The organism is Nocardioides lijunqiniae (assembly GCF_015024225.1).
Taxonomy (GTDB): domain Bacteria; phylum Actinomycetota; class Actinomycetes; order Propionibacteriales; family Nocardioidaceae; genus Nocardioides; species Nocardioides lijunqiniae.
Map to the genome: position 1 here is coordinate 96,634 of NZ_JACJGM010000013.1, position 17,504 is coordinate 114,137.

At 72.0% G+C, this 17,504-nt stretch carries 11 protein-coding genes; all 11 read left to right on the forward strand.

Annotated elements, in window-relative coordinates; translation table 11 throughout:
• Positions 1-159 precede the first annotated feature (159 nt).
• The 11 genes from IRQ30_RS10400 (at position 160) to IRQ30_RS10450 (ending at position 17,498) form a co-directional block, all read left to right on the forward strand.
• Positions 160-1,668 carry a sugar ABC transporter ATP-binding protein gene (locus tag IRQ30_RS10400; RefSeq protein ID WP_338087787.1) on the forward strand — a complete coding sequence of 503 codons (1,509 nt, stop codon included), beginning with the start codon at positions 160-162 and terminating at the stop codon, positions 1,666-1,668.
• Positions 1,665-2,783 carry an ABC transporter permease gene (locus tag IRQ30_RS10405; protein WP_193607916.1) on the forward strand — a complete coding sequence of 373 codons (1,119 nt, stop codon included), beginning with the start codon at positions 1,665-1,667 and terminating at the stop codon, positions 2,781-2,783. Before IRQ30_RS10400 ends, IRQ30_RS10405 begins: the two co-directional genes overlap by 4 nt.
• Positions 2,780-3,865, forward strand: a complete 1,086-nt coding sequence (locus IRQ30_RS10410; RefSeq protein WP_193612820.1) for an ABC transporter permease — start codon at positions 2,780-2,782, stop codon at positions 3,863-3,865. Before IRQ30_RS10405 ends, IRQ30_RS10410 begins: the two co-directional genes overlap by 4 nt.
• Before the next feature lie 40 nt (positions 3,866-3,905).
• Positions 3,906-4,934, forward strand: coding sequence for a rhamnose ABC transporter substrate-binding protein (rhaS, locus tag IRQ30_RS10415; RefSeq protein ID WP_193607914.1), 1,029 nt, complete (start codon positions 3,906-3,908; stop codon positions 4,932-4,934).
• 73 nt (positions 4,935-5,007) lie between these two features.
• Positions 5,008-5,370 carry an L-rhamnose mutarotase gene (locus IRQ30_RS10420; RefSeq protein WP_193612821.1) on the forward strand — a complete coding sequence of 121 codons (363 nt, stop codon included), beginning with the start codon at positions 5,008-5,010 and terminating at the stop codon, positions 5,368-5,370.
• A 2-nt stretch (positions 5,371-5,372) separates the two neighbouring features.
• Entirely contained in the window at positions 5,373-6,551 is a 1,179-nt protein-coding gene (gene rhaI, locus IRQ30_RS10425; protein ID WP_193612822.1) for an L-rhamnose isomerase, read from the forward strand.
• Between the two features lie 47 nt (positions 6,552-6,598).
• Positions 6,599-8,635, forward strand: coding sequence for a bifunctional aldolase/short-chain dehydrogenase (locus IRQ30_RS10430; RefSeq protein WP_193612823.1), 2,037 nt, complete (start codon positions 6,599-6,601; stop codon positions 8,633-8,635).
• Positions 8,632-10,140, forward strand: coding sequence for a rhamnulokinase (locus IRQ30_RS10435; protein WP_193612824.1), 1,509 nt, complete (start codon positions 8,632-8,634; stop codon positions 10,138-10,140). Before IRQ30_RS10430 ends, IRQ30_RS10435 begins: the two co-directional genes overlap by 4 nt.
• Positions 10,137-11,366 carry an alpha-hydroxy acid oxidase gene (locus tag IRQ30_RS10440; protein ID WP_193607909.1) on the forward strand — a complete coding sequence of 410 codons (1,230 nt, stop codon included), beginning with the start codon at positions 10,137-10,139 and terminating at the stop codon, positions 11,364-11,366. The genes IRQ30_RS10435 and IRQ30_RS10440 overlap by 4 nt, the downstream gene beginning before the upstream one ends.
• A gap of 8 nt (positions 11,367-11,374) precedes the next feature.
• Positions 11,375-11,611, forward strand: a complete 237-nt coding sequence (locus tag IRQ30_RS10445) for a response regulator transcription factor (RefSeq protein ID WP_193612825.1) — start codon at positions 11,375-11,377, stop codon at positions 11,609-11,611.
• 112 nt (positions 11,612-11,723) lie between these two features.
• On the forward strand, positions 11,724-17,498 hold the full coding sequence (locus tag IRQ30_RS10450; RefSeq protein ID WP_193612826.1) for a family 78 glycoside hydrolase catalytic domain: 5,775 nt from the start codon (positions 11,724-11,726) through the stop codon (positions 17,496-17,498).
• The last annotated feature ends 6 nt before the right edge of the window (positions 17,499-17,504 follow it).

Here is a 17,504-nt window from a genome sequence, read left to right on the forward strand (position 1 = left end):
CCCGTGAGTCGCCGTCACCCTAGCCGCGCTCGCCAGGTAACGAACGTGAAACCTTTTCCCTGGAAGTTCTTGACGCCTGTGACGGCAGTCACCTAGCGTACGGGCTCGTAAGTGAAACCTTTCAATACGTCAGGGGAACCCGTGCAGGAGCCCAGCAGCGTGGCACTCGAGCTCGCCGACGTGCGCAAGTCGTTCGGCGCCGTGGTCGCCCTCCGCTCCGCGAGCCTGTCCGTCAGGGCGGGGTCCATCCACGCGCTCGTGGGTGAGAACGGCGCCGGCAAGTCGACCCTCATCAAGATCGTGGCGGGGGTACACCGGCGCGACGCCGGCACCTTCCGCTTCCACGGCGAGGACGTCGACTTCGGCTCGACCGCGGAGTCCAAGGCCGCGGGCATCGCGGTCATCTACCAGGAGCCGACGCTCTTCCCCGACCTCTCGGTCACCGAGAACATCTTCATGGGGCGCCAGCCCCGCGGCCGCGGCCGTCGCATCGACCGTGCCCGCATGCACCGCGAGGCCGGCGAGCTCTTCTCGCGCCTCGGCGTCTCCATCGACCCGCGCCGGCTGGCGCGCGGCCTGTCCATCGCCGACCAGCAGATCATCGAGATCGCCAAGGCCATCTCGCTCGACGCCAGCCTGCTGATCATGGACGAGCCGACCGCCGCGCTCAGCGGCGTCGAGGTCGAGCGGCTGTTCGCGGTCGCCCGCAGCCTGCGCGACGAGGGTCGCGCGCTGGTCTTCATCTCCCACCGCTTCGACGAGGTCTTCGCCCTGTGCGACACCGTCACCGTGATGCGCGACGGCGAGTACGTCGCCACGTGGGACATCGCCGAGACGAACGTCGACGCCCTGGTCGCGCAGATGGTCGGCCGCGAGGTCGGCGAGCTGTTCCCCAAGGCCCCCGCCGAGATCGGCGACGTGGTGCTCGACGTGCGCGACCTCGGCTCGACCGGCCTCTTCCAGGACGTCTCCTTCCAGGTCCGGGCCGGCGAGATCGTCGGCCTGGCCGGACTCGTCGGCGCCGGCCGCTCCGAGATCGCCCGCGCCGTCTTCGGCGTCGACCGCTACGACACCGGCTCGGTCGAGCTCCTGGGCAAGCGCGTCCCGGCGCGCAGCCCGCGGGCCGCGATCCGCGCCGGGATGGCCTTCGTCCCCGAGGACCGCCGCAAGCAGGGGCTCATCACCGAGAGCTCGGTGGCCCGCAACGTCGCCGGCGTCATCCGCCGCGGCCTGACCCGAGGCGGCCTGCTCACCGGCCGCGCGGAGAACCGCGCCGCCGGCCCCTGGGCCGGTCGGCTCGAGGTCAAGACCAGCGCGCTGGACATGACGGCCTCGACGATGAGCGGCGGCAACCAGCAGAAGGTCGTCATCGCCAAGTGGCTGGCGACCGAGCCGCGGCTGCTGATCATCGACGAGCCCACGCGCGGCATCGACGTCGGCACCAAGGCCGAGGTCCACCGCCTGCTCTCCGACCTCGCCGGTCAGGGTCTCGCGATCCTGATGATCTCCTCCGAGCTCCCGGAGGTCCTCGGCATGGCCGACCGGATCCTGGTGGTCTGCGAGGGCCGCATCACCGCCGAGCTCGACCGCGACGAGGCCACGCCCGAGAACGTCATGTTCGCGGCCACCAACTCCGTCACCCACACCGGCACGGAGGTCCCGGCATGAGCGACACCCTGGTCAAGCCCAGCGCCGCCTCCACCGGGAGCCGGCTCGTCAAGGACCTGCTGCGCTCGCGCGAGCTGGCCGTGGCGGTCGTGCTGCTCCTGCTCATCGCCGTCACCACGGCCAAGAGCGACTCGTTCCTCTTCGCCTCCACCGGCTGGCGCGACCTGCTGCTGACCCCGTCGTCGCTGGTCCTGCTGGCCGTCGGCCAGACCGCGGTGATCATCACCCGCAACGTCGACCTCTCGGTCGGCTCGACACTCGGGCTGACGGCGTACCTCACCGGGCGCCTGTTCATCGACACCAGCCTGCCGATCATCGTCGTGGTGCTCGCCGGCGTGCTGATGGGCGCCGCGCTCGGCCTGGTCAACGGCGTGCTCGTCTCGTGGGGCCGCGTGCCCGCGCTCGTGATCACGCTCGGCACGATGTACATCTACCGCGGCGCCTTCCTGACCTGGGCCGGCAGCGACCGGATCAACGCCGACGACATGCCCCGCTCCTTCCGCGACCTCGGCACGGAGTCGATCCTCGGCATCCCGGTGCTCACGATCGTGGCGGCCGTCGTGCTGGGCCTGGTCGGCTACTACCTCCACACCACCCGCGGTGGCCGCGAGCTCTACGCCATCGGCTCCGACCCCGACGCGGCCCAGCTCTACGGCCTGTCGGTGAGCCGGCGCATCCTCTTCGCCTTCGTCCTCAGCGGCGCGCTCGCCGGCCTGGCCGGCGTCGTCTCGGCGGCCCGCTTCGGCACGGTCAGCTCCAGCGTCGGCCAGGGCATCGAGCTCGAGGCCGTGGGCGCCGCGGTCATCGGCGGCGTGGCGATCTTCGGCGGCAGCGGCACCGTGTGGGGCGCCGCCCTGGGCGCCTTCCTGCTCGTCACCATCAACCGGGCCCTGCCGGTCCTCGGCATCTCCGACTTCTGGCAGCAGGCCGTCGTCGGCGCCCTGATCGTGTGCGCCATCGTCCTGGACCGGGTGCTCGTCAGCCGGCAGGAGCGCGCGCTGATCGCGGCCCGGGAGCACGGCCCCGATGCCGGGCGGACCCCCGCGGATCCCGGGCCGGACCCACTCCCGACGGCGCCGCAGGGCCCGACCGACCACGAGGAGGTCGTGCGATGAGCATCCTGACCCCGGACGCCCCCGCGCAGGCCCGCAGCTACTCGGCCTACTCGCGCCCCTTCTGGCAGCGCGTCGTGATGAGCCGCGAGTTCGTGGTCATCGCGCTGCTGATCGCCGCCATCGTCTACTCGCGTTCGTCGGTCGAGTACTTCGACGGCCCGCAGACGATGTACTACCTGTTCCGCGACTCCGCCAGCATCCTGCTCCTCGCGCTGCCGATGACGGCGATCATCATCACCGGGGAGATCGACCTCTCGGTGGCGAGCACGGTCGCGCTGACCAGCGTCTGCTTCGGCATGCTCCACGTCGACGGCGGCCTCTCGGTCGGGGTCGCCGCGATCCTCGCGATCGGCCTCGGCGCCGTGTGTGGAGCCGTCAACGGCTTCCTCGTCGCCTACGTCGGGCTGCCCTCGATCGCGGTCACGATCGGCACCATGGCGCTCTTCCGCGGCATCGGGGCCGGCCTGCTCGGCACCGAGTCGCGCACCGGCTTCCCCGACTCCTGGACCGACCTGGCCAAGCAGCGCATCGTCGAGGACCAGCCCTACCCGATGATCCTGATCCCGTTCGTCGTGCTGGCGATCGGCTTCGCGCTGCTGCTGCACTTCTCGCCGTTCGGCCGCGGGGTCTTCGAGATCGGGCTGAACGACGAGGCGGCCACCTTCACCGGGGTCGACGTGGCCCGCACCAAGGCTATCCTCTTCGTGCTCGCCGGCACGGTCGCCGGCGTCGTCGGGATCTACACCACCCTGGTCACCGGGGTCGCCCGCGCCGAGAACTCCATGGGCCTCGAGCTCCAGGTGATCGCCGCGGTCCTGCTCGGCGGGGTCTCCATCTTCGGAGGCCGCGGCGCCCTGCACGGCGTCATCGCCGGCGTGCTCCTGATCGGCGTCATCCAGCGGGCCATGCTGCTGAGCGGCGAGACGGTCAACATCATCAACATCGTCATCGGAGTGCTCCTCGTGCTCTCCGTGATGTCCACGAGTCTTCTCGCGCCTGTCCGCCGTCTGGTGGCCGCGAGCAAGGGGGCGCGCTCCTCGGGCCGCACCTCGGACAGCGCCGGCAAGCGGTCGCTGAGCTGATTCCGGCAACGCTGCCGGAAGCAATCGAAAGGTAAGAAGAATGAAGCTCCAGAATCGACGACTCTCGACCCTCGCGGCCGTGACGCTGGTCGCCAGCCTGGCTCTCACCGCTTGCGGCAGCGACGACGAGGGCGGCTCCGGCGGCTCCGGCGGCGGTGACGGCACGACGGTCACGTTCATCCCGAAGAACCTCGGCAACCCCTACTTCGACACCTCCAACGCCGGTGGCGAGAAGGCCGTCGACGAGTTCGGCGGCAGCTACGAGGAGGTCGGCCCCGCCGAGGGCTCGCCCGACGGCCAGGTCACCTACATCAACACCGCCACGCAGCAGGGCCGCAACGCCCTGGTCATCTCCGCCAACGACCCCGACGCCCTGTGCGACGCGATCGGCGAGGCGCGCGACGCCGACATCAAGGTCGTCACCTACGACGCCGACACCAACCCCGACTGCCGCGACCTGTTCATCAACCAGGCCGACTCCGCCGGCATCGCGAAGGTCCAGGTCGACATGATCGCCGAGCAGATCGGCGACAAGGGCGAGATCGCCTTCCTCTCGGCCGCGGCCAACGCGACCAACCAGAACGAGTGGATCAAGCTCATGGAGGAGGAGATCGCCGCCAACCACCCCGACATCGAGGTGGTCGACACCGTCTACGGCGACGACGACGACCAGACGTCCTTCGACCGCACCGCCGCGCTCCTGCAGTCGCACCCCGACCTCAAGGGCATCATCTCCCCGACCACGGTGGGCATCGCGGCCGCCGCTCGCTACCTGTCCACCTCGGACGCCAAGGGCAAGGTCGCGCTGACCGGTCTGGGCACGCCCAACCAGATGCGTGAGTACGTCACCGACGGCACCGTCACCGAGTTCGCCCTGTGGAACCCCGCCGACCTCGGCTACCTCGCCGCGTACGCCGCCAAGGCGCTCGTCGACGGCGACATCGAGGGCGAGGGTGACACCTTCGAGGCCGGCGACCTCGGCGAGTACACCGTCGGTCCCGACAACAGCGTGCTGCTCGGCGAGCCGTTCCGCTTCAACGCCGACAACATCGACGAGTTCGACTTCTGAGCCGTCGTCCCACGCCGGGCTGCCGGCCGTCCCCCCACGGCCGGCAGCCCTCCCCCTCTCGGAAAGGCCCGCGATGCAGCGCGTCTGCTTCCAGCTCCAGGTGCGCCCCGACCGCATCGACGACTACCGCGCCGTGCACGCCGCGGTCTGGCCGGAGATGTGCCAGGCGCTGCACGACACCGGCTGGCACAACTACTCCCTGTTCCTGCGCGGGGACGGCCTGCTGATCGGCTACCTCGAGACCCCCGACCTCGCCGCGGCGCAGGCCGGCATGGCCGCCACCGAGGTCAACGCCCGCTGGCAGGCCGACATGGCCGAGTACTTCGTCGACCTCGACGGAGTCGGGCCGGACGAGGCGTTCCTGCAGCTGGAGGAGGTCTTCCACCTGGAGGACCAGCTCCCCGCTCCCACCCACACCGCACCCGAAGGCAGCTGACCATGACGAACTTCGCCGACATCGCGCCCCTCCTGGAGGGTCAGGCGATCGAGCTCCCCTCCTGGGCGTTCGGCAACTCCGGAACCCGCTTCAAGGTGTTCGGCACGCCCGGCACCCCGCGCTCCGTGGAGGAGAAGATCGCCGACGCCGCGACGGTGCACCGCTTCACCGGCCTCGCGCCCACCGTCGCCCTGCACATCCCCTGGGACCTGGTCGACGACTACGTCGCGCTGCGCGCCTACGCCGCCGACCAGGGCGTGGCCCTGGGCACGATCAACTCCAACACCTTCCAGGACGACGACTACAAGCTCGGCGCCCTGACCCACACCGACCCCAAGGTCCGCCAGAAGGCGATCGACCACCACTTCGAGTGCATCGACGTCATGAACGCCACCGGGTCGCGCGACCTGAAGATCTGGCTCGCGGAGGGCAGCAACTACCCCGGCCAGGCCGACCTGCGGGGTCGTCAGGACCGACTGGCCGAGTCGCTGGCCACGATCTACGAGCGCATCGGCGAGGACCAGCGGCTGGTGCTGGAGTACAAGTTCTTCGAGCCGGCGTTCTACCACACCGACGTCCCCGACTGGGGCACGTCGTTCGCCCAGGTCAGCGCGCTCGGCGAGCGGGCGGTGGTCTGCCTCGACACCGGCCACCACGCCCCCGGCACCAACATCGAGTTCATCGTGATGCAGCTGCTGCGTCTGGGCCGGCTCGGGTCGTTCGACTTCAACTCGCGCTTCTACGCCGACGACGACCTGATCGTCGGCGCGGCCGACCCCTTCCAGCTGTTCCGCATCATGTTCGAGGTCATCCGTGGCGGCGGCTACGGCCCGGCCAACCCCGACGGCCACAGCGACGTCGCCTTCATGCTCGACCAGTGCCACAACGTCGAGGACAAGATCCCCGGCCAGATCCGCTCGGTCCTCAACGTCCAGGAGATGACGGCGCGCGCGCTGCTCGTCGACCGGGACGCGCTGGCCACCGCGCAGGAGGCCGGCGACGTGCTCGGCGCCCACGAGGTCTTCATGGACGCCTACTCCACCGACGTCCGCGCCGACCTCGCCGCCTGGCGCGAGGAGCGCGGCCTGCCGGCCAGCCCGATGAAGGCCTACGCCGCCAGCGGCTACCAGCAGGAGATCGAGACCGCCCGCGTCGGCGGCACCGCCCTGTCCTGGACCTGACCCACCCACCGCCCGTCACCCACACTCTCCCCGAGGACGCCTTCCACATGAGCAACCCGACCGCCGCCGAGCTGATCGCTCGGTCCAACCGCCTGGGCGCCGACCCCAAGAACACCAACTACGCCGGCGGCAACACCTCCGCGAAGGGCACCGAGACCGACCCGGTGACCGGTGAGCCCGTCGAGCTGCTGTGGGTCAAGGGCTCGGGCGGCGACCTCGGCACGCTGAAGGAGACCGGCCTGGCGGTGCTGCGGCTGGACCGCATGCGCGCCCTCGTCGACGTCTACCCCGGCGTCGAGCGCGAGGACGAGATGGTGGCGGCCTTCGACTACTGCCTGCACGGCAAGGGCGGCGCCGCGCCGTCGATCGACACCGCCATGCACGGCCTCGTCGACGCCGCGCACGTCGACCACCTGCACCCCGACTCCGGCATCGCGATCGCGACCGCCGCCGACGGCGAGGCCCTGACCGCCACGATCTTCGGCGACAAGGTGGTCTGGGTGCCGTGGCGTCGTCCCGGCTTCCAGCTCGGCCTGGACATCGCCGAGATCAAGGCGAGGAACCCCCAGGCGGTCGGCTGCATCCTGGGCGGTCACGGCATCACCGCGTGGGGCGACACCAGCGAGGAGGCCGAGCGCAGCTCGCTGTGGATCATCGACACCGCCGCTGCCCACATCGCCGAGCACAGCAGGCCGGAGCCGTTCGGCCCCGCCCTCGAGGGGTACGCCGCCCTCCCGGAGACCGAGCGGCGCGCCAAGGCCGCGGCGCTGGGCGCCACCATCCGTGGCATCGCGTCCCAGGACCGCCCCATGGTCGGGCACTTCACCGACTCCGACGTGGTGCTGGACTTCCTGGCCAGCAGCGAGCACCCCCGCCTCGCCGCGCTGGGCACGTCGTGCCCCGACCACTTCCTGCGCACCAAGGTCAAGCCGCTCGTCCTCGACCTCCCCGCCTCCGCGTCGGTCGAGGACTCGGTGGCCCGGCTGCGCGAGCTCGCGGTGTCCTACCGCGAGGACTACCAGGCCTACTACGACCGCCACGCCACCCCGGAGTCGCCCGCGATCCGCGGCGCCGACCCGCTGATCGTGCTGGTGCCCGGCGTCGGGATGTTCAGCTACGGCAAGGACAAGCAGACCGCCCGCGTGGCCGGCGAGTTCTACACCAACGCCATCAACGTCATGCGCGGCGCCGAGGGGCTCTCGACGTACGCCCCGATCGACGAGAGCGAGAAGTTCCGCATCGAGTACTGGGCGCTGGAGGAGGCCAAGCTCCAGCGGATGCCGGCCCCCAAGCCCCTGGCCACCCGGATCGCGCTGGTGACCGGCGCCGCCGGCGGCATCGGCAAGGCCACGGCCAAGCGGCTCGCCGCCGAGGGCGCCTGCGTCGTCATCGCCGACCTGTCGCTGGAGAAGGCGCAGGCCGCGGCCGCCGAGATCGGCGGCCCCGACGTGGCCGTGGGCGTGGCCGCCGACGTCTCCGACGAGGCGGCCGTGCAGGCCATGGTCGACGCCGCCGTGCTCGCCTTCGGTGGCGTGGACCTGGTCGTCAACAACGCCGGTCTGTCACTGTCCAAGTCGCTGCTCGAGACGACCGAGGCCGACTGGGACCTGCAGCACAACGTGATGGCCAAGGGCTCGTTCCTGGTGTCGAAGGCCGCGGCGCGCGTGCTCATCGACCAGGGCATGGGCGGCGACGTCATCTACATCTCCTCGAAGAACTCCGTCTTCGCCGGTCCCAACAACATCGCCTACTCCGCGACCAAGGCCGACCAGGCGCACCAGGTCCGGCTCCTGGCCGCCGAGCTCGGCGAGCACGGCGTCAAGGTCAACGGCGTCAACCCCGACGGCGTCGTCGCGGGCTCCGGGATCTTCGCGAGCGGCTGGGGCGCCAACCGCGCCGCGGTCTACGGCGTCGAGGAGAAGGACCTCGGCAAGTTCTACGCGCAGCGCACGATCCTCAAGCGCGAGGTGCTGCCGGAGAACATCGCGAACGCGGTCTTCGTGCTCTGCGGCCCGGACCTCTCGCACACCACCGGGCTGCACGTGCCGGTCGACGCGGGTGTCGCTGCCGCCTTCCTGCGATGAGCGGTCCGGCTCCGGTCCGGGTGGCCGCGGTCGACCTGGGCGCGACCAGCGGTCGCGTGATGGCCGGCCGGGTCGGTGAGCGGATCCTCCAGCTCGACGAGGTGCACCGCTTCCCCAACGGCGGCGTGCGCGCCCGCGGCGGGCTGTTCTGGGACGTCCTCGGCATCCACCGCGAGGTGCTGGCCGGGCTGCGCACCGTCGCGCGGACCGGTCCGCTGCACGGCATCGGCATCGACTCCTGGGCCGTCGACTACGGGCTGCTCGACCGCGACGGGCTGCTGCTGGGCAACCCCTACTCCCACCGCGACGCCCGCACCGACGGCGTGATGGAGCAGGTCCTGCAGACCGTGAGCGGACCCGAGCTGTACGCCACCACGGGGCTCCAGCAGCTGCCCTTCAACACGATCTACCAGCTCGTGGCCGCGCGCGGGACGGCCGCGCTCGAGTCGGCCGAGTCGCTCCTGCTGCTGCCCGACCTCCTGGGCTACTGGCTCACCGGGACCGTGGGGGCCGAGCGCACCAACGCCTCGACCACCCAGCTCTACGACGTGCGCGCGCGGGAGTGGGCGCTGGACCTGGCCAAGCGCCTCGGCATCCCGTGGGCGGTCCTGCCGCCGCTGCGCGACGCCGGTGACCGGGTCGGACCGCTGCTGCCGGAGGTCGCCCACCACCTGGGCGTCGGGGAGGAGGTGCCCGTGATCGCGGTCGCCTCTCACGACACCGCGTCGGCGGTCGTCGCGGTGCCGGCCCAGGACGAGGCCTTCGCCTACATCTCCTCCGGCACCTGGTCGCTCGTCGGGCTCGAGCTCGACGAGCCGGTGCTGAGCGAGGCGGCCCGGCTGGCCGACTTCACCAACGAGGGCGGCATCGACGGGACGGTGCGCTTCCTGCGCAACGTCACCGGGCTGTGGGTGCTCTCGGAGTGCCTGCGGGCCTGGGGTGACGACCGCGCCACCCGGGTGGAGCTGCACACGCTGCTCGCCGCCGCGACGGACGCCCCGGCCGCGCGCACGGTCGTGGACGTCAACGACCCGCGGCTGCTGCCGCCCGGAACCGGCGCGCACGACGCGATGCCGGCACGGATCGTGCGGCTGGCCGAAGAGGCGGGCGAGCCGATCCCGCGCACGCCCGTGGCCGTCACGAGGTGCATCCTCGACAGCCTGGCACTGGCCTACCGCCGCCAGCTCCGCACGGCGGCCGAGCTCGCCGGGCGCCGCGTCGAGGTCGTGCACGTCGTGGGCGGCGGCTCGCAGAACGAGCTGCTGTGCCAGCTCACCGCGGACGCCTGCGAGCTGCCCGTGCTCGCCGGTCCCGCCGAGGCGGCGGCCCTCGGCAACGTCCTGGTGCAGGCCCGCACCCTGGGCGCCGGGGTGCCCGACCTGGCCTCCATGCGCGACCTCGTCCGCCGTACCCACGACGTGCGACAGCACCTGCCTCGCGCCGGTGTCGACTGGGACGCCGCCGAGTCGCGGCTCCCCCTGAAGGATGGTGGACTTCCCGTATGAAGCGACAGCTCCCCAAGCGCCACGACCTGGCGCCGCTGCTCAAGTTCAAGAAGCCGGTCCTCTCGCCCAAGGACCGGCGGCTCGCCTCGGCGCTGACGGTCGAGGACCTGCGCCGCATCGCCAAGCGCCGCACGCCCAAGGCGGCCTTCGACTACACCGACGGCGCCGCCGACGGCGAGGTGTCGCTGGCCCGCGCCCGCGAGGCCTTCGCCGACGTGGAGTTCCACCCGGCGATCCTGCGCGACGTCTCGACCGTCGACACCTCGCGCGAGGTGCTCGGCGCCCCGACCTCCCTGCCGTTCGGCATCGCCCCCACCGGCTTCACGCGGATGATGCAGTCGGAGGGCGAGATCGCCGGCGCCACGGCGGCCGCCGCCGCCGGCATCCCGTTCGCGCTGTCGACGATGGGCACCACCTCGATCGAGGACGTCGCCGCGGCCGCGCCCGGCGGACGGCACTGGTTCCAGCTGTACATGTGGAAGGACCGCGAGCGGTCGATGGCGCTCGTCGACCGGGCCGCCGCCGCCGGCTACGACACCCTGCTGGTCACCGTCGACGTCCCGGTCGCCGGCGCCCGCCTGCGCGACGTGCGCAACGGCATGACGATCCCTCCGACCCTCTCGCCCCGCACCGTGGTCAACGCGATCCCGCGACCGGCGTGGTGGATCAACTTCCTGACGACCGAGCCGCTGGCGTTCGCCTCGCTCGACTCCTGGTCGGGCACGGTGGCCGACCTGCTCGACACGATGTTCGACCCCACGGTCACCTTCGAGGACCTCGCCTGGATCCGCTCGCAGTGGCCGGGCAAGATCTCGGTGAAGGGCGTGCAGAACGTCGAGGACTCGCGCCGGCTCGCCGACCTGGGCGTCGACGCGATCGTGCTGTCCAACCACGGCGGCCGCCAGCTCGACCGCGCGCCGGTGCCCTTCCACCTGCTGCCGGAGGTCGTGCGCGAGGTCGGGTCCGACCTCGAGGTGCACCTCGACACCGGCATCATGTCGGGCCAGGACATCGTGGCGGCGCTCGCCCACGGCGCCCACTTCACGATGATCGGCCGCGCCTACCTCTACGGCCTGATGTCGGGCGGGCGCGAGGGCGTGGACCGCACCATCGAGATCCTGACCGGGCAGATCGAGCGCACCATGCGCCTGCTGGGCGTCACGTCCCTGGACGAGCTCGAGCCCCGTCACGTCACCGCGCTGCGACGGTTGTCCCCCCGGGGCTGAGACCAGGCATGCCCAGGGAGGTCTCGGAGGGGCAGCCGGGCGAGGGCGCCCGGTGGCGGCCCGACCCTGCCGACCTGGAGGTGCTGAGCCTCCTCGCGGACGGGCTCACCGTCGACGCCGTCGCCCGCCGACAGGGCGTCTCCGAGCGCACCGTGCGGCGGCGGCTGCGCGCGATCGCCGACGAGATCGGGGTCGACTCGACCATCGAGGCGGTCGTCCACGCGGTCCGGTCGCGGCTGATCTGAGGAGTGCCGGAATCCGGCGTGACCGGATGCGGACACGCGCATTGTGACGAGCGTCACGAGGCCCTACGTTGCTGGTTGCAACGTTTCAAAGCCTCTCCAGTCAGGACCCCCCATGCTGCCTGCTCCCTCGCACCGCCTGCGCTCCCTCGTCTCGGGGCTGGCGCTCACGCTGTCCCTGGGCGTGGTGGCCCCGATCGCCCTCGGCGCTCCCGCGGCCCACGCCGCGGAGCCGCTCTCGGTCGGCCACCTCACCGCCAACGGCCGCGTCGACCCGCTCGGCATCCCGGGAGCGCCGCCCACCCTGGGCTGGGTCTCGGAGTCCACCGCCCGCGGCGTCGTGCAGTCCGCCTACCAGGTGCGGGTCGCCTCGAGCGAGGACGCGCTGGGGCAGCCGGACGTGTGGGACAGCGGGAAGGTCGACTCGGCCCGCCAGGTCGACGTGGCCTACGCCGGCCCGGCGCTGGCGTCGGGCACGGAGTACGTGTGGCAGGTGCGGGTCTGGGACGGTGCGGGCGAGCAGTCCGCCTGGAGCGCGCCGGCGACGTTCGAGACGGGGCTCCTGGAGCCGGCCGACTGGGGCGACGCCGCGTGGGTGGGCAAGCCGGCCGGGACCGAGGTCGACCGCTGGACCGACTACACCGTCGACTTCGACTTCGACATCGACAACCTGGTGTTCGGCGCCTTCGTGCGCGCCAGCACCACGGGCAACGCCTACATGTGGCAGCTCAGCGTCGCGGACGGGACGCCGAGGTTCCGTCCGCACCTGCGCGTCAACGGCAACTACAGCCTGATGGCCAACAAGAGCATCGCCGACGTCGTCTCCGCCGCCGACCTGCTCGACGGCGAGCACACCATGAGCGTCACCTTCGACGGCCCGACCATCACTACCAAGCTGGACGGCACCACGATCGACACCCGCACCGACCCGACGTTCGACCGGGGCTTCGTGGGCTTCCGCTTCGACCAGGCCAACGAGGGCACGGAGCAGGCGACGGTCCACGAGGTGACGGTGACCGCGGAGAACGGCGACGTCCTGCTCGACACCGACTTCACCGACGGCAACCCCTTCGACGGCGGCACCCTGGTCCCCGAGGGCCTCCAGCTGAAGGGCCGGCTCGACGCGCTGTGGCGCTCGCCCGACGCGAACCGCCCGCTGCTGCGCAAGGAGTTCGCCACCGAGGCGGGCAAGACCGTGGCGAGCGCCCGCGTCTACGCCTCCGCGCACGGCATCTACGAGCTCAACCTCAACGGCGAGAAGGTGGGCGACCAGCTCCTCGCTCCCGGGTGGACCGACTACCGCAAGCGCATCCAGGCCCAGACCTACGACGTGACCGAGCTGGTGCGGTCGGGGGAGAACGCCTTCGGCGCCGAGCTCGCCGACGGCTGGTGGGCCGGCAAGGTCGGCATGTGGGGTCCCGACATGTACGGCGACCAGCTCGCGCTGGTGGCCCGTCTGCGGATCGACTACACCGACGGCTCCAGCGAGTGGGTCGACACCGACGACACCTGGACGTCCCACTACGGCCCCTACGTCTTCACCGACAACATCGACGGGGAGACCTACGACGCCCGCGCCGAGCAGACCGGCTGGGAGCAGCCGGAGTTCGACGACGCCGGCTGGGCCGACGTGGCCGTCGTGGCGTCCGACACCGCCAAGCTGGTGCCGCAGCGCGACGACCCGGTGCGCGTCACCGAGGAGCTCGCCACGGTCGAGCGCACCGAGCCCACCCCCGGCGCCCTCGTCTACGACCTCGGGCAGAACATGGTCGGCGGCGCCCGGATGCAGCTGTCCGGCGTCGCCGGTCAGACCGTGACCATCCGCTACGGCGAGATGCTCAACCCCGACGGCACGCTCTACACCGCCAACCTGCGCGCCGCGAAGGTGACCGACCGCTACACCTTCGCGACCACCGGCACGGTGACCTACGAGCCGAAGTTCACCCAGCACGGCTTCCGCTACGTGGAGATCGTGGGCGCCGCGACGCCGCCGGCCGCCGCCGACGTGACCGGCGTGGTCTGGGGCTCCGACCTCGCCGCCACCGGCACGCTCGAGACCTCCGACGCGATGCTGAACCAGCTGACGAGCAACATCTCGTGGGGGCAGCGCGGCAACTTCCTGTCCATCCCCACCGACACCCCGGCGCGCGACGAGCGCCTCGGCTGGACCGGTGACATCAACGTGTTCGCCCCGACGGCCAGCTACCTGCGCGACACCCGGGCCTTCCTGGGCAAGTGGATGGTGGACCTGCAGGACTCGGCCCGCGAGAACGGCAACTTCCACGGCATCGCGCCCGTGCCGCCCGGCATCGACCTGGGCAGCGGGCTCGGCTGGTCCGACGCCGCCGTGACCGTCCCGTACGCCGTCTGGCTGGCCCACGGCGACACCGCGATCGTGCGGGAGAACTACGTCGCGATGGAGAAGTTCCTGCGCTTCACCCAGGACGGCGCCGGCGCCGACCTGATCGACACCGCCCGCGGCAACTGGGACGACTGGCTCAACCTCAACGACAACACGCCCACCAGCGTGCTGGGGACGGCCTACCTGGCGGAGAACGCCCGGATGATGTCCGAGATGGCCGCCGGCATCGGCGAGGACGCCGACGCCGCCGAGTTCGCCCAGCTCTCGGCCGACGTGCGTGCCGCCTTCGCGGACACGCTCGTGCAGCCCGACGGCACCGTCGACGGCAACAGCCAGACGGCGTACGCGATGGCGCTCGGCATGGACCTGGTGCCCGACGCCGCCCTGCGCGAGAAGGTGGCGGCCAGGTTCGTCGCCAAGCTCGCCGCCAGCGACAACCACCTGACCACCGGCTTCCTGGGCACCCCCTGGCTGCTCCCGGCACTCAGCAGCATCGGCCGCGACGACCTCGCCTACACGCTGCTCATGCACGAGGACTACCCGTCGTGGGGCTACGAGGTGGCGAAGGGCGCGACCACGATGTGGGAGCGCTGGGACTCCATCAAGCCCGACGGCACCTTCGGCGACGTCGGCATGAACTCCTTCAACCACTACGCCTACGGCGCCGTGGGCGACTGGATGTACCAGAACATCGGTGGCATCAAGGCGCTCGAGCCCGGCTACAGGAAGATCCGCGTCGCGCCGGTCGTCGGCGGAGGTCTGACGCACGGCGGCGGTGAGATGGAGTCGGTCTACGGCACCATCGCCACCGACTGGCGGCTCGAGGGCGAGGACCTGTCGCTCACCGTCGACGTCCCGGTCAACACCACCGCCGAGATCGTGGTCCCGGCCGACTCCGCGTGGGCCGTCACCGAGAGCGGCACCCTGCTCGACCAGGCCGAGGGCGTCACCGAGGTCACGTCCGAGCCGGGCCACGTCACCGTGACCGTCGGCTCGGGCCACTACGAGCTCGCGGTGACCGCGGGCAACGCCGAGCTCGGCGCGATCCTCGAGGCCGTCGACGGTCTGAAGGGCCACGTCGGCGACCTCACCGAGGCGGGCGACCTGGCCGCCGGCGACCGCGGGCAGCTCGACGAGGGCCTGTCCGCCGCGCACGACGACGTGGCCGAGGCGCTGCTCGCCCGGCTCGCGGGCGACGACGACGCCGCGACGCCGGCCCTGCGCTCGGCGCTCACGGAGGTGCGCGACCTGCGCGCCTGGCTCACGGGCTCGGCGGTCGCCGCGCCGGTCGCGGCCGACCTCGACTCCCGGCTCGCCGCGATCGAGAACCAGCTGGTGCTGGCCGTCACGTCGGCGCTGGGCTTCTCGGTGACGCTGCCGCCGGTCAGCGGCGCCGTCCTGCCGGGTGGCGAGGTGACCGGCACCCTCGAGGTCGCCAACACCGCGGCGTCCGGCATCACGGACCTGACGGGCACGGTCACGGTGGAGGGCTGGGACCCGGTGGAGATCTCGGCCGCCGGCGTACCGGCCGGACAGAGCGTGCAGCTGCCGGTGACGGTGGCGGTGCCGAGGCACCAGGCGCCCGGCGCCTACGACGCGGCGCTCTCGCTGACCTTCACCCTGGGCGGGGAGACGTTCACCGTGGAGGACACCACCGCCGGCTGGGCGACGGTCACCTCCGGGCTCGAGATCGGCGACGTGGTCGCCGAGCTCGGCACGGGCGAGCCGACCGAGCGGGCCACCCTGGACGTGCCGGTCTCCAACACCGGGGCGTCCGACGTCCGGGCCCGCGTGGTGGCGACCCTGCCCGACGGCTGGGCCTCCGTGCCCTCGCCGGAGGTCCTGGTGCCCGCCGGCGGATCCGTCGTCGCGACGGTGCCGGTGGTGGTGCCCCTCGACCGCGTGGCCGGGAGCATGCCGGTGACGGTCTCCGTCCGCCGCGCGGGCGCGACCCTGGCGTCGAGGGACACGACGGCGACGCTCGGCCTCGCCACCCCGCCCAGCGCGGGCGTCGTCGACCACGTCGACTTCGGCAACGGCGCCTCCGAGACCGCGCACGGTCTTCAGGCCTCGGCGAGCAGCGGGACCAACGTGGAGGCCGGGCTCACCCGCCGCTACGCCAACTCGGCCACGCCCGGGTCCTGGTACTCCGTGCTGGTCGACGTGCCCGCCGGTCAGCCGTTCGTCCTGCGCAACATCGAGACCTTCGACGGCGCGCGGACGAAGAAGTACCACGTCTACGTCGACGACGTCCTGGTCAAGACGCAGCTGGTCCCGCGCACTGAGGGGGGCGCGGGCACCAAGGTCTACGACGCGCTGGTCGACGACCCGTCGGTCCTGGCGGCCGACGGCGACGTGCGGGTGCGCTTCGAGTACCCGACGGACGCGTCGGGCTTCTTCGACCCGTCGATCGCCGACCTGTGGGTGCTGCCGGTCCCGGCCGACACCCAGGCGCCGGACCTCTCCGCCGCGGTCTCCTCGGGGACCGTGGGCGACGACGGGTGGTACCGCTCGGACGTCCTCGTGCAGGTCGACGCCGCGGACAACCGGGACGAGGCCCTCACGGTCGAGACCGGTGCGGACGCCGGCTGGCAGGCCTACGTCGGACCGGTGCCGGTCACCGGTGACGGCAAGCGGGAGCTGACCTTCCGCGGTCGCGACGCGGCCGGCAACACCTCGGCGGTCGGAACCCTGCCGGTCTGGATCGACACGGTCGCGCCGACGACGCAGCTCGCGGTCACGCAGCGGCCGGGGGTCGAGTTCTCCGACCGGGCGACCCTGGTCTTCTCGGCTCAGGACGCGACCAGCGGGGTGGGTCGCACGGCCTACCGCGTCGACGGCGGCGAGTGGCAGGTGGCCGGCGAGGCGCCGATCACGGTGACGGGCTACGGCCCCCACCTGGTCGACTTCGCCTCCACCGACGTCGCGGGCAACCCCGAGGCGGTGCGCCAGGAGACCGTGACCCTGGCCGACGTGGAGACGGTCGCGGCGCTGGTCGCCCCCCAGGTGACCGGTCCGGCGCGGGTCGGCTCGACGCTGGCCTCCACCACCGGCTCCTGGAACACCAAGGGCCTCGCCCTGGCCCGGCAGTGGCTGCGCAACGGCACGCCGATCGCCGGCGCGACCGGACCGACGTACCGGGTCGGTGCGGCGGACGTCGGACGACGGCTGTCGGTGCGGGTGAGCGCCACCAAGGCCGGCAAGGCGCCGGGGGTCTCGACCTCCTCGGCCACCGCGCCGGTCGCCAGGGCGACGTCCTCCACCAGGGTCTCGACGAACCGGACCAAGGTCGGGCGCGGCAAGCCGCTGCGGGTCACCGTGAAGGTGACCTCCAGCCCGACCGCCACCGGGACGGTGGCCGTGAAGGTCGACGGCAAGGTGGTCCGGCGGGTGGCGGTGAGGAACGGCAAGGCCGTGGTCACCGTCAAGATCGCCAAGCGCGGCCGCCACAAGGTCTCCGCCACCTACCGAGGCTCCGCGACCGTGGCCCCCTCCACCTCCGCGGTGCGGGTCGTCAAGGTGACCTGAGAGCAG

What these genes read in the sequence shown, in the direction of transcription:
- IRQ30_RS10435 (WP_193612824.1), top strand. Translation starts at nt 8,632, where the DNA reads ATGAGCGGTCCGGCTCCGGTCCGGGTGGCCGCGGTCGACCTGGGCGCG.
- rhaS (WP_193607914.1), top strand. Translation starts at nt 3,906, where the DNA reads ATGAAGCTCCAGAATCGACGACTCTCGACCCTCGCGGCCGTGACGCTG.
- IRQ30_RS10450 (WP_193612826.1), top strand. Translation starts at nt 11,724, where the DNA reads ATGCTGCCTGCTCCCTCGCACCGCCTGCGCTCCCTCGTCTCGGGGCTG.
- rhaI (WP_193612822.1), top strand. Translation starts at nt 5,373, where the DNA reads ATGACGAACTTCGCCGACATCGCGCCCCTCCTGGAGGGTCAGGCGATC.
- IRQ30_RS10410 (WP_193612820.1), top strand. Translation starts at nt 2,780, where the DNA reads ATGAGCATCCTGACCCCGGACGCCCCCGCGCAGGCCCGCAGCTACTCG.
- IRQ30_RS10420 (WP_193612821.1), top strand. Translation starts at nt 5,008, where the DNA reads ATGCAGCGCGTCTGCTTCCAGCTCCAGGTGCGCCCCGACCGCATCGAC.
- IRQ30_RS10405 (WP_193607916.1), top strand. Translation starts at nt 1,665, where the DNA reads ATGAGCGACACCCTGGTCAAGCCCAGCGCCGCCTCCACCGGGAGCCGG.
- IRQ30_RS10430 (WP_193612823.1), top strand. Translation starts at nt 6,599, where the DNA reads ATGAGCAACCCGACCGCCGCCGAGCTGATCGCTCGGTCCAACCGCCTG.
- IRQ30_RS10440 (WP_193607909.1), top strand. Translation starts at nt 10,137, where the DNA reads ATGAAGCGACAGCTCCCCAAGCGCCACGACCTGGCGCCGCTGCTCAAG.
- IRQ30_RS10445 (WP_193612825.1), top strand. Translation starts at nt 11,375, where the DNA reads ATGCCCAGGGAGGTCTCGGAGGGGCAGCCGGGCGAGGGCGCCCGGTGG.